Annotated in this window: 11 protein-coding genes and 1 other RNA gene; 10 read left to right on the top strand and 2 right to left on the bottom strand. The window is 41.3% G+C overall.

All coding sequences use genetic code 11. The features are described 5' to 3' along the window. On the top strand, positions 1 to 242 hold a 242-nt coding region (locus tag LC586_RS01515), incomplete at its 5' end, for a hypothetical protein (RefSeq protein WP_306423220.1). Between the two features lie 245 nt (positions 243 to 487). On the opposite strand, the gene LC586_RS01510 is transcribed toward LC586_RS01515, so the two are convergent. Further along, entirely contained in the window at positions 488 to 1,480 is a 993-nt protein-coding gene (locus LC586_RS01510; RefSeq protein WP_229482618.1) for a DUF1350 family protein, read from the bottom strand. A gap of 991 nt (positions 1,481 to 2,471) precedes the next feature. Here LC586_RS01510 and ccmP point away from each other — a divergent pair. The 9 genes from ccmP (at position 2,472) to queF (ending at position 9,955) form a co-directional block, all read left to right on the top strand. Further along, positions 2,472 to 3,113 (top strand): beta-carboxysome protein CcmP, encoded by a 642-nt coding sequence (ccmP, locus tag LC586_RS01505; RefSeq protein WP_100900887.1) that lies wholly within the window; start codon positions 2,472 to 2,474, stop codon positions 3,111 to 3,113. Between the two features lie 10 nt (positions 3,114 to 3,123). Beyond that, positions 3,124 to 3,930 (top strand): pentapeptide repeat-containing protein, encoded by an 807-nt coding sequence (locus tag LC586_RS01500; RefSeq protein ID WP_229482617.1) that lies wholly within the window; start codon positions 3,124 to 3,126, stop codon positions 3,928 to 3,930. 732 nt (positions 3,931 to 4,662) lie between these two features. Continuing rightward, positions 4,663 to 6,006 carry a DVUA0089 family protein gene (locus LC586_RS01495; RefSeq protein WP_267921636.1) on the top strand — a complete coding sequence of 448 codons (1,344 nt, stop codon included), beginning with the start codon at positions 4,663 to 4,665 and terminating at the stop codon, positions 6,004 to 6,006. A gap of 508 nt (positions 6,007 to 6,514) precedes the next feature. Then, the gene (locus tag LC586_RS01490) at positions 6,515 to 7,963 is read left to right on the top strand and encodes a PQQ-dependent sugar dehydrogenase (RefSeq protein WP_229482616.1); all 1,449 of its coding nucleotides are present in this window, start codon (positions 6,515 to 6,517) and stop codon (positions 7,961 to 7,963) included. A 36-nt stretch (positions 7,964 to 7,999) separates the two neighbouring features. Continuing rightward, a complete protein-coding gene (locus LC586_RS01485) occupies positions 8,000 to 8,266 on the top strand; it encodes a YciI family protein (RefSeq protein ID WP_012412163.1) in 267 nt (88 codons plus the stop codon). Positions 8,267 to 8,304: 38 nt separating this feature from the next. Next, positions 8,305 to 8,401, top strand: an RNA gene (gene ffs / locus LC586_RS01480) — signal recognition particle sRNA small type. Positions 8,402 to 8,426: 25 nt separating this feature from the next. Beyond that, entirely contained in the window at positions 8,427 to 8,813 is a 387-nt protein-coding gene (locus LC586_RS01475; RefSeq protein ID WP_229482615.1) for a phasin family protein, read from the top strand. A gap of 156 nt (positions 8,814 to 8,969) precedes the next feature. Beyond that, positions 8,970 to 9,368 carry a hypothetical protein gene (locus tag LC586_RS01470; RefSeq protein ID WP_229482614.1) on the top strand — a complete coding sequence of 133 codons (399 nt, stop codon included), beginning with the start codon at positions 8,970 to 8,972 and terminating at the stop codon, positions 9,366 to 9,368. A gap of 167 nt (positions 9,369 to 9,535) precedes the next feature. Further along, complete coding sequence (gene queF / locus LC586_RS01465) at positions 9,536 to 9,955, top strand: preQ(1) synthase (RefSeq protein ID WP_229482613.1); 420 nt, start codon at positions 9,536 to 9,538, stop codon at positions 9,953 to 9,955. Positions 9,956 to 10,241: 286 nt separating this feature from the next. Here the strand turns inward: queF and pstS are convergent, their stop codons facing one another. Then, the gene (gene pstS / locus LC586_RS01460) at positions 10,242 to 11,321 is read right to left on the bottom strand and encodes a phosphate ABC transporter substrate-binding protein PstS (RefSeq protein ID WP_229482612.1); all 1,080 of its coding nucleotides are present in this window, start codon (positions 11,319 to 11,321) and stop codon (positions 10,242 to 10,244) included. Positions 11,322 to 11,456 lie beyond the last annotated feature (135 nt).

The following is an 11,456-nucleotide window of genomic DNA, read 5'->3' as shown; positions in this document are numbered from 1 at the left end:
AAAAGCAATCAAGCATTTTGAGAAAGCAATATGCCTTTTTGCTTGCTGAATCTACCGAAATGAATGCGCGATATACCGAAATGAGAAAGCAATCAAGCATTTTGAGAAAGCAATATGCCTTTTTGCTTGCTGAATCTACCGAAATGAATGCGCGATATACCGAAATGAGAAAGCAATCAAGCATTTTGAGAAAGCAATATGCCTTTTTGCTTATTGAAATCGACTTGAGCAAAATAGAATAAAAGCATCAGGGGAAACTGCCGTTAAGAATTCAGCTTGGAAAACTGCAAGGGCAGGGTGGGTTTATTAGCTATAGTTAGCATAACTACTTATGCAAACCTGATATAATTTTTTATAATCAAAGTACATCATAGCCCCCTCTCGAAGAGCGGGGAGGGGGTTGGGGGTGGGGTTCTTCTACCCCAATAAACTAAGAACTGCTATATTATTAACTTAATGATTTTGAAACTTTCAGTAACTTTTATATTTATTCCTCTTTCAGTTCCTCAAGTAATTGAATTACATGATGTTCAAAACCTTTATTTCGCTCTTTAACTGATTCAAGAAAAGGTTGATTAAAAAGATTAATCACATACTTACCTAGTTGAATACCTAAAGGTTTTAAATGTCCGCCCTCTAAAGATTTCATAAATTCTTGAGGCGGTTTTTTCAGAACATTAGTAAACCACTCACAGGTTAATTTAGCAATATTATCAGACTGAAAACAAACTAAACCCATGATATTAAATAGCCCACTATCCTTGATTAAGTTACGGGTTTCTTCAACGGTTGGTTTCACACCCCAACCAAGATTATCAATGATATCTGCTAAAAATTGAGGACGAATTGCGCTCCCTGTCTCAGCAATAGCAGGTGCTAATAGCACAGAAACCTGCCCTTTAATGAAAAGACTGTTAATTTTGATTTCCCGACCGACGTAACTGTAAATTAGTTTTCGATCTTCTACAATTTTTCGTTTAAGTTCTTCAAAAAGAATATTAATGTCTGCAATAACACTTTTTATCTGTGACTCATCCGAAGTATAAGATAGCAGATTACGAATAAACTTTTCCCTATCTTGAGGCTCTGGAGGCAAAGCAGTAAATCCTTCTAACAAGGAGATATATTTACAGCCAAGGCTATGTCCAATCCAAGAAAAGTTTTTATCATCTAGATAGGCTTCATAAGCATATCCTGCAACACTTGCCATCCTCACAAGCTCTGGCAGAATTTCATACTGCTCTCTCATCAGAAAACCAGCTTCTACATAATGATTAAAAGTGAAATTAAAGGGCAGAAGAATAATCGTATATCCTTGCTCATATAGGCATTGAAGCAGATAGCGATAAAAAATCATGGGGCCAAATGTACCAAAGAAAGCCCCGGCAATAAATTGAATTACTCCTTTAGGCTGTGGATGCAGAGCAACCCAACTGTGAGAAACGGGTTTAAATTTCAGTTTTAAATTTGCATTTACCATAACTTAGTAATGAGTGCATCTCATTGTGGTAGGTGTATACTAGACATCTCCAAACCGAAGTTGCTGCTTTTCGGATTCTTGAAAAGATTTTTTTGCCAAACTGAGATGCTTGCCTTAGTAATACCATTTCACTTTAATAATGATACAAATACGCTCTTTTGGGGCAAGGCGCAATGCCCATATGTGTAAAATTAAGCTCAAACGCTTATCCCACAGGCGTTTTACCCCACACGCTATCCGGCTCCACGCAGGTGAACCCCAAGACAGCACTGGCTCCCCTTAATCCCCTCCCCGTGAACGGGGAGGGGAGATTTTGTCACTAGACAAAAGCGGGGTGGGGTTGCGAGGGCATAATTAGTAATTGAGTGGACTTGGTATAACGCAATATGCTTGGGTTTCACGTTAAGTTGACACCTATGGGCATTGCGCCTTGCCCCTACGAGAAATCTATATGTATCAGGATTTTTGTGAATTGGTATAATACCAATTCAAATAATGTTTGCGACACATCAATTATTTGTAAGGGCACAACATTGTTGTGCCCCTACCCATCTGTCGCATTCTTTTTTCAAATTGGTATAACATATAGCCGTTCTCAATTGCATGGAATACAGACCTAACAAGAACAGCCCCAAGCCTTGTAGCGTTGGGGAGTAAGCCTCAAAGCCTCTCTCCTAAAAGGCTACGGTGTACATACAAGTCTTTAGTGAGGCCATTTAAGATTTATCGCGCAGCTTTTGAGATACCTCACCCTGGTTTTACTACGTAAAGCCTGCCCCTCTCCTTACTAAGGAGAGGGAGTGTAGTAAAGCTTGTACAATTATCAAGGCGGTTTTAACTGCCAGAATACTTCTGAGGCGTAAGATTTATCGACAGCAAAATTTATCTACTTTGTGTTTTTCCATCCTTCACTTGTGGCAAAAATGCCCCAAGTTAGGCGTTCATATCTTGCAATAGATAATTTTTACCCTTATGACTGGAGAGCAAAATCTTGGGAATAGAATTACGCAGTTTCGTATTTCTCGACAGCCTGCAACCTCAACATGCAGCATATATGGGAACAGTAGCTCAAGGCTTCTTACCATTACCAGGGGATACATCACTGTGGATTGAAATCTCTCCTGGTATCGAAATTAATAAAATTACGGATGTAGCCCTCAAAGCTGCCTCTGTCCGTCCGGGAGTACAGGTAGTTGAACGACTGTACGGACTATTAGAAGTTCATTCTAGCTCCCAAGGTGAAACGCGAGCTGCTGGTCAAGCGATTTTGGCTGCATTGGGAGTCCGAAAAGACGAATGTCTCAAACCGCGTGTTGTTTCTAGCCAAATTATCCGCAACATCGATGCTTACCAAACACAACTTATTAATCGCACGCGACGCGGACAGCTATTACTAGCAGGACAAACGCTGTATGTATTAGAAGTGGAACCTGCTGCTTACGCTGCACTAGCTGCGAATGAAGCTGAGAAAGCGGCATCGATTAACATCCTTGAGGTTCAAGCTGTTGGTAGTTTTGGACGGCTTTACTTAGGTGGACATGAAAGAGATATTCTAGCAGGTGCAGCAGGAGCATTAACGGCAATTGAAAGTGTAGCAGGTCGGGCAAATCCTCTGGGTATGCGTCAGGAGTAAAGGAGAGAAAATGGCAAATCGAGAGCATCTAGCTTTACTCAAAGCAGGTGCAGTTACATGGATTGAGTGGAGAAAGAAAAATCCTCAGATTGAACCAGACCTCAGCGCCGCAAACCTGCAAGGAGATAATCTCAGGGGCGCAAACCTCCAGGGGGTAAACTTGAGTAAGGTGGATTTGGGTAATGCTTTACTCGTGCGAGCAAACCTCAGTGGTGCTGACCTGAGTAGTGCCAACCTCTACAAAGCCTTCCTCATTGAAGCTAACTTGAGTGATGCTAACTTGAGTGTTGCTAACTTGAGTGGTGCTATACTTACGCAGGCAGATTTGAGTCATGCTAATTTAATTGGAGCAGACTTGAGTGAGACGAATCTTAGAGGCGCTGCGATCGCTCATGCTAATCTAATTGGAACCGACTTAAGAGGTGCTAACTTGAGAGATGCCGATTTAGGTGCAACGAAGCTAATGCGGACTAATCTCTCTTTTGCCAACCTAATTGAAGCTAACTTGATTGCAGCTGACCTCAGCGAGGCAAGTTTGTACGAGGCAGAAGTATTGGGGGCTTATCTTTACAAAACTGAGCTGTACAAAGCTAATCTAAACAAGGCTCACCTCAGTGGTGCTTACCTATTGCAGGCTAACTTAAGTGAAGCTGATTTGAGTCAAGCTGACTTGAGTTGGACTAACCTCAGAGGCGCGAATTTAGCAGGCGCGAATCTCAGAGAAGCTAACCTTAGAGGAGCCGACATTAGAGGAGCTAACCTCATCGGCGTAAATCTTCAGGAGGCAATTATGCCTGACGCTTCAAGACACCATTAATTAATTCACAAAAAAAGTAATTTTGACCTTTAGATTCATTTTTTGGAGCTTAAACTAGTTCGCAGTGTACATCCGGCACTGCTGAGTTAATTAGGTTCATTAAGCTTGAATTTAGCACGATGGGTTTTGGGGCATTCCTTGTCAGAATAAGCTTTAATACTTAAAGGAAGCATATAAAATTTATGTAAAGCTTAAGTGTTATTAAGCTCAAAAACGTTATTGATAATATATCAATTTAACTTATGTATCTTAGAATGTATTTCTTTAATAGAAAAATATTGATTTTACAAAATAAAAACGATATTGAAACCTAACTTAACAATAATATTGAATGTATCTGAATAATCTCGCAACTTTTTCTAAAAAAACAGTATGTTTCAAAAAAGACTTAATTAAAATTTATAAACATTTTTAACAGTATTAGAAATCCAAAAGATTACATTTTTAAGATTTGGTAAAGAAGTTGACGTAACTTTTGTTTAATGTTAATTAAGTAATTACAGCTAAGTGAAAAATAATCAATCAAAATAAATTTTGACCCAATTACTTACCATTTGCGTAATCAACTAACCAAATCAATAATTGATATTATCTAAGTAATATTTGTATTAATTAGGTTAAAAAAGCATCGGTATTTAAGCTTACAGTTTTAAGTAATCTACATTGAGCTTATAAAAAGTTCTGTGACTGAGGCCGAAGTTAGGCATTAGTTAGAAATTCAGGAAAAATAATATGGCAGTTATTTTCGGCACTACAGATCCTGACACCAGAAATGGGACTTTGGGAGATGATACGATATATGGTTGGGCTAATGGTGGTAATGCCAATAGTTTGTCTGGGAACGATACCCTCAATGGTGTAGATGGTAATGATAATCTATTTGGCGGGACGGGAAACGACAGTTTAATCGGTGGACTTGGCAATGACACACTTGATGGTGGCTTGGGTACTGACACTTTAGATGGGGGAGGAGGCGACGATACTTACGTCATTGACAGCGCTACCGACACAATTACCGAGGCTAGAAATTCAGGCATAGATACCGTCCGGTCTGCTGTTCCCTACCGACTGGGTGCCAATCTGGAGAACCTAAGGCTCAGAGAAGGTAGCGCCATCAATGGGACAGGTAACAGTCTTAATAACATAGTATTTGGTAATACTGCTAACAACACTCTGAATGGGAGAGCAGGCGATGACACGCTAGATGGTAATTTGGGCAATGATACCCTCAATGGTGACGAAGGCAATGATAGTCTACAGGGCGGGCCCGGCAATGACGTACTCAATGGGGGGTCTGGAAACGACATCCTCATCGGTGTTTTCCCTGGCAGTCCCCTTACACCTGGATTAGGGGAGACTGATACCTTAACTGGGGGCGTTGGGGTAGATAGATTTGTCCTTGGGGACGCGATAAATGTCTACTACGACGATCAAAACACTACGAATGCTGGTTTTGGGGACTTGGCTACTATTACTGACTTCAACCCTAGTGAAGATCGAATACAACTCCAAGGCTCTCAACTAAACTACCGCTTGCAATCTGTTGGAGCAAATACACAAATATTTTTAGACAAACCTGGAGCAGAGCCAGATGAGATTATTGGTATTGTGCAGGGGGTAGTAAACCTCAAACTTGATAGTGACGATTTCCTTTTCTTTGAGCAGGAAAATGCTGGACAAGCTACAAACAATACACTAGCCAGCGCTGAAGTATTGGGTTCTTTATCATCAGGCTCAGACGTTAATCACTCAGGTGAGTTAGTAACAGTTCAACCGGGGGACAATCCCGATTTCGACTTTTTTAAATTTTCTCTAGCAAATCCAGGCACTGTCACTATCAATACGGCGACAACTGATGATACAGTTATCGGACTGTTTAACAATGCTGGGACTTTATTGCAAAGTGACGACGATAGTGGCCCTGAGTTTGGGTCATTAATCACCGCTTCATTGGGTGCTGGAACCTACTCAATTTCAGTGAGTAAATATGCTTTCTTCCCCCAAGATGGCGGAACTTTCTCTGGCTCTAGTGATAGTAACCCTGCTCCTTATACGGTAGAAGTTAGTTTGGCATAAGAACGTTGTCAACTTAAAGAAGTACTGCATTATAAGGCTGATTGAGGGATACTTTTACTGTTAGTTAAAGGGACGCGGCTATGTGTCCCCCTTCCCTAACAAAAGACTATTTATAAGCCAATACGCTTGGGTTAAGGCTAAAATTATTTATCTAAGTCATTTTTTTTAACGACGAACCACAGAGGCGCAGAGAAGCCAGTGCGCCCTTGCGGTTCCCCGACTTGTTCGCGCAGCGTCTCCCCTTGGGAGAAGCAACTGGCGCGACACAGAGAGAAGAAAAAAATGCTTAACTGAACTGTATTGATTTATAAGCTAGTACAGCGGGCGCGGAAATAAACATGCCATTTAAAATGGTGCAAGAAGCTCGGAATACAATTATGCGTGACTTTTGACTTCCGCCTTGCGGTACTAGTACCCATTACTCATTTCATCCCAGAATCTCTAAAATTGTTTCCTTTCTCAAAAAGATTTAGCAACAAAATCATCTGACTCTTTTATGAACACAATAATGAATAGCATTAAATCACCCAACCAAAAGCAACGCAGATTTATCGGTAAGTTCGCTCTCAAAAGCTACTTTGTTGCCGCTAAAACGCTGTTATTTACAATAGTTCTATTAAATTATGGCACTACTGGAGTAAATGCTGAACCTAAAGCCCTGCGTCCTGATATTCAGATTCGTAATATTACGAATACCATATCGGTCTCTCCTTCTGTTCGGATTGTAAAAGATCCACGAAACAATACCCTCTATTACCTCAAACAAAATGGTGATATTTATCAAGTTAATTTAGGCTTGTCTAATAGTAGACCTGTGTACGACTCTAGTAATCATAATCTAGGTGAGACTCAAGGTATGGCCATTGGCCCTAACGGCACAATTTATTTGGTTGGCAATGCAGACCTTGTGAATAACCAGACCAAAGGAATTATTGTTAAAGGTGAAATTAAGTCGGGTACAGAAGAGCGCGTCTGGTCTATCTTAGCTAAGAGTGCAGGCTATCCCAAAAGCAGAACAGCCTATGACCATCGCTTCAACGGCGTGGTTGTTAGCCCGGATGGTAACTTTATCTATGTGAATAGCGGTTCTCGTACCGATCACGGTGAGGTTCAGTCTGTTAATGGGCTATATCCTGATACTCGCGAAGTAGGATTAACCGCCTGTATACTCCGTCTTCCTACTAATGGCAAAAATCTTTTTCTTGCAAACGATCGAGCAACTTTAAAGGCAGCTGGCTATATTTTTGCAGAAGGAATACGTAATACTTTCGATATGGCTTTTGCGCCCAATGGGGATTTATTTGGCACAGAAAATGGCCCCGATCGCGACATGTCAGAAGAATTAAATTGGCTCCGTCGAGGTGGTAATTACGGCTTTCCCTGGCGGATTGGCGGGACAGACAACCCACAACAATTTCCCAATTATGATCCTGCCAAAGACCTTTTGTTAAGCCCCAAATTTAACGCCGTCCAAAGGGGCTACTTTCGTAACGATCCAACCTTTCCTGCTCGACCTACTGAAAACTTGATTGAACCAATTCCTAATTTGGGGCCGGACGCAGATAATTTCCGTGATCCTGTAGATGGGCAAGTTAAAGACGCCAGTGTTCTTGGGCAACCTTTTAGCAGTTTTACATCACACCGTTCTCCTTTGGGCTTAGTTTTTGATACACAAGGAGTACTGAGTCCAGAATTCAATAGAGATGGATTCATGCTGAGTTTTACAACAGGCGACCCCACTGGCGAAACACTAGCAGGCCCTTTTAAAGATTCTGGCCAAGACCTACTGCATTTAAACTTAACTAAAGTAGGAAATACCAACTATAAATTTAACGCTACCCGCATTGTTGAAGGTTTTAGTAATCCCATTGACGCTGCGATTATCGGCAATAAAATTTATGTTATCGAATATGGTGGAAATCAAGGAATTTGGGAAATCACTATGCCGACTAGATAAATCAGGATGTCTGTTGCAACTGGAGTTAAGAAGCAAATGCCGTGGTTTGTAAAGATTGAAGAAGGCAAGGTCGATAAACCTACCTTTGACCAATATGTACCTGCCCACAAAGCCTACATTCAAGACTTGATTGCTAAAGGACACAAAGCGCGAACAGGCTATTGGGCAGAGCAAAGAGGCGGGATGTTGCTGTTTGAGGCAGCCTCAAAGGAGGAAGCAGAAGCGATTGTAGCTGATGACCCATTGGTGAAACACGGCTGCGTCAACTATCAGCTTTATGAATGGCGGATTGTTATGGAATAACACACACATTACTGACTTTTAATGTTATGCTTTTAAAAGACCTGGATCTATGCGATCGCAACACCCAAATCTTGTCAGAACCGGAAGGTAGCAGCAACACGGGAGGCTTGTGGTAGGCGTAGTCTCCGGGTCGCCCTATTTGTAGGAGCGATCAGGGACAATGGCTGGTTTTGGAGATATTGTTCAAAAAGCTTTTTACCTCGGTGTTGGATTAGCTTCTTACGCGGGTGAGAAAGCAGGGGGAAAATTAGCCGAAGTGCGATCGCAAGTCCAAAAACTGGCAGATGAAATGGTGGCAAAGGGCGAAATGAACACAGAAGAAGCCCGCCGCTTCGTTGAAGAGATGATGAAGCAAGCCCAACAGCCCCAAGCATCTGGTGAAACCTCTGAAAAAACACCTCCTTCTGAACCTCGGCGCATTGAAATTTTAGAGGAAGATGAAGAACCAACGGTGAAAGAGGGATCAACTGATGAGAACACGGAAAAATTACGCCAGGAAGTGCTAGACCTGCAAAACGAGTTAAAACGATTGCAACGCGATCAATAAAAAGCATTGTTTGATCGAAATATCAGTAAGAAGTGGCAGTTTGACATAGCACTTCAGATAGAAACTTGATAAGATACATTGCTTAGTGTGTACTCTAGTCCTGCAAGCCAGATAACACAAAGCGTCCTGTTTATAGCCTGCAAAGGTGTCAAGTTTATGGAACAGTGGCAAAAAGATTTAGTAGAGATCGTCGAAACAGTGGCTGATGAAGTAGAGCGTTTCTTCCTGGGAATGAGTGAAATGGTAGACGCTTTTTTTGAGCTAACGGAAGAATTCACCGAGCAAGTCCCTAATATTGCCATTGAAGTCGATCAGTATTTACAGGATTTGACTGAACCAATGTTTGAAGCTTACTGGGAGCTGGAAGACATTGTAACAGATATAGATCCAGGTTTTCCTTATTCAGTTGAACCCACAGCCGAAAAAAATCCTGCCTGTATAGGTTGTACTCACTACCACGGTCAAGTTTATAGTGGTAATTTGTTAGTTTGTGCCATGCATCCCCACGGTTGTGAAGATGAGAATTGTCCAGACTGGGAGAAGGAAGAGTATTGAGTTAGGAGGGGGGAGTGGGGAATGGGGAGTTAGGAGTGGGGAGTTAGGAGTTAGGAGTTAGGAGTTAGGAATAAAATTACTAAAAGGACGTAAAGATAAGTAAAATAACTAATGACAAATGACAAATGACAAATGACAAATGACAAATGACAAATGACAAATAACAAATGACAACTGAGAAATTACCCGAAAGTGTAACCCAAGCAAGCCAAGAAATGAAGTATGGCGAACGCGACATTGCGGAAGGTAAACTAATTACCTTTCCGAATCCACGTGTGGGGAGGCGATATGACATTAACATTACTTTGCCGGAATTTACTTGTAAATGTCCGTTTTCTGGTTATCCTGACTTTGCAACAATTTACGTTACATATATACCTGATGAACGGGTAGTGGAATTGAAGGCGCTTAAGCTTTACATTAACAGTTACCGCGATCGCTACATTTCTCATGAAGAATCTGCCAATCAAATTTTGGATGATTTTGTAGCTGCTTGCGATCCGTTGGAAGCCACTGTGAAAGCAGATTTCACGCCTCGCGGTAATGTACATACCGTGGTTGAAGTGCGTCATCATAAGCACCCATAATGGAAATTTTGGCTTGTAGTGAGGACTTTAGTCCTCTCTACGAGACACTAGGCGAATAAAAATAATTCGTAATTCGTAATTTGTAATTTAATTAAGCCACGCCACTTGCGGGTTGGGATTTTTAGCTACCTTGAGATATAAAGACTTTTTCGCGCCACTTGCGGACGAGGTTTTGAACATGAAGCTTTTTTCATAAAATCAGGACTTTTTACTCAGGTTGATTAAGCAAAAACGATATAATTTATTATCAAATAACACCGTCAGCCTACACTAAACTAAAAAGTAGTTATTCTCCAATCTTCTTTGCAGCAGATTGCACTTGAAGCACAACTTTTTGAGACAAAGGAATATATCCGAGTTCCAAACTGGATTTTTGCCCGTCAATCACAGCCCAATCAATAAAGTTTTTCAGCGCTTGAGCTTTGACTCGGTTTGGATATTGCTGATAAGTTAAAAGCCAGGTGTAAGTAACGATGGGATAAGACTGGGCACCTATAGGATCGGTGATAAAAGCAATCAAGTTATCGGCGGGTAATTTCACTGCCTCTAGGGTTTGAGCTACAGATTCTGGTGTCGGTGTAATATAATTACCAAATTTATTTTCCAAAGCAGCCATAGGGAGTTTATTTTGTTTGGCGTAGACGTATTCTACATAGCCAATAGCTCCTGGAATCTGTTGAATTAAGGCGGTAACACCTTCGTTACCCTTTCCACCAATTCCCACTGGCCATGCTACAGATTTACCGGCTGCAACTTTGCTTTTCCATTCTGGACTTATCGCACTTAGATGTTGTGTCAATACACTTGTAGTCCCACTACCATCAGTTCGGTGTACTACCTGAATCGGTAAATCGGGCAAATTTACCCCTGGATTAGCTGCGGCTATTCTGGGATGATTCCAATTTGTAATTTTTCCGAGGAAGATATCTACGTAGACTTGGCGTGATAGGTTTAAACCAGTTGGCACATTGACTTGAGATGACTGGCGGGCGACTGGCGCGAGGTTGTAAGCCAGCACAATAGAACCAGCAGTTATGGGTAAAGCGATCGCTCCCCGTTTTATCTTAGCTGCTTGTTCATTTGTAATTCCTACATCACTAGCTGCAAAATCCACAGTACCTTCGATGAGTTGTTGCACTCCAGCACTGCTTCCTATCGCTTGATAATTAATTTCCACATTGGGATTTTGCTGGTTGTAATCTAAAAGCCAGCGTTCGTATAAAGGCGCAGGAAAACTTGCCCCAGCACCTACAAGAGAAACACGGTTGATGTTTCGATTATTGGCAGTGCAAGAAGCAATATTCAACAAGATAGCGATTAACGGTAGAAGGTAAATGTGTCCCTTGGATTGAAGTTGAGCAGACATAGAAATCTTTTGTTCCAATGTTTAATAAATACCTCTAGTAATTTCCCAATTTGTACCCGTGTGGGCGTAATTAATTTGAAACACATAGATACGCAGAGGTGAACGCAAAGTAATCCTCTGCGTTCCTCTGCGATT

The organism is Nostoc favosum CHAB5714 (genome assembly GCF_020829495.1).
Lineage (GTDB): Bacteria > Cyanobacteriota > Cyanobacteriia > Cyanobacteriales > Nostocaceae > Nostoc > Nostoc favosum.
The sequence above is the reverse complement of the archived record's forward strand: the minus strand, read 5'-3'. Positions and strand labels throughout refer to the sequence as shown.

Excerpts from the sequence above, each read along its gene's own strand:
- LC586_RS01510 (WP_229482618.1), bottom strand. The coding sequence starts at position 1,480 with ATGGTAAATGCAAATTTAAAACTGAAATTTAAACCCGTTTCTCACAGT.
- LC586_RS01500 (WP_229482617.1), top strand. The coding sequence starts at position 3,124 with ATGGCAAATCGAGAGCATCTAGCTTTACTCAAAGCAGGTGCAGTTACA.
- LC586_RS01495 (WP_267921636.1), top strand. The coding sequence starts at position 4,663 with ATGGCAGTTATTTTCGGCACTACAGATCCTGACACCAGAAATGGGACT.
- LC586_RS01490 (WP_229482616.1), top strand. The coding sequence starts at position 6,515 with ATGAATAGCATTAAATCACCCAACCAAAAGCAACGCAGATTTATCGGT.
- LC586_RS01485 (WP_012412163.1), top strand. The coding sequence starts at position 8,000 with ATGCCGTGGTTTGTAAAGATTGAAGAAGGCAAGGTCGATAAACCTACC.
- LC586_RS01475 (WP_229482615.1), top strand. The coding sequence starts at position 8,427 with ATGGCTGGTTTTGGAGATATTGTTCAAAAAGCTTTTTACCTCGGTGTT.
- LC586_RS01470 (WP_229482614.1), top strand. The coding sequence starts at position 8,970 with ATGGAACAGTGGCAAAAAGATTTAGTAGAGATCGTCGAAACAGTGGCT.
- queF (WP_229482613.1), top strand. The coding sequence starts at position 9,536 with ATGACAACTGAGAAATTACCCGAAAGTGTAACCCAAGCAAGCCAAGAA.
- pstS (WP_229482612.1), bottom strand. The coding sequence starts at position 11,321 with ATGTCTGCTCAACTTCAATCCAAGGGACACATTTACCTTCTACCGTTA.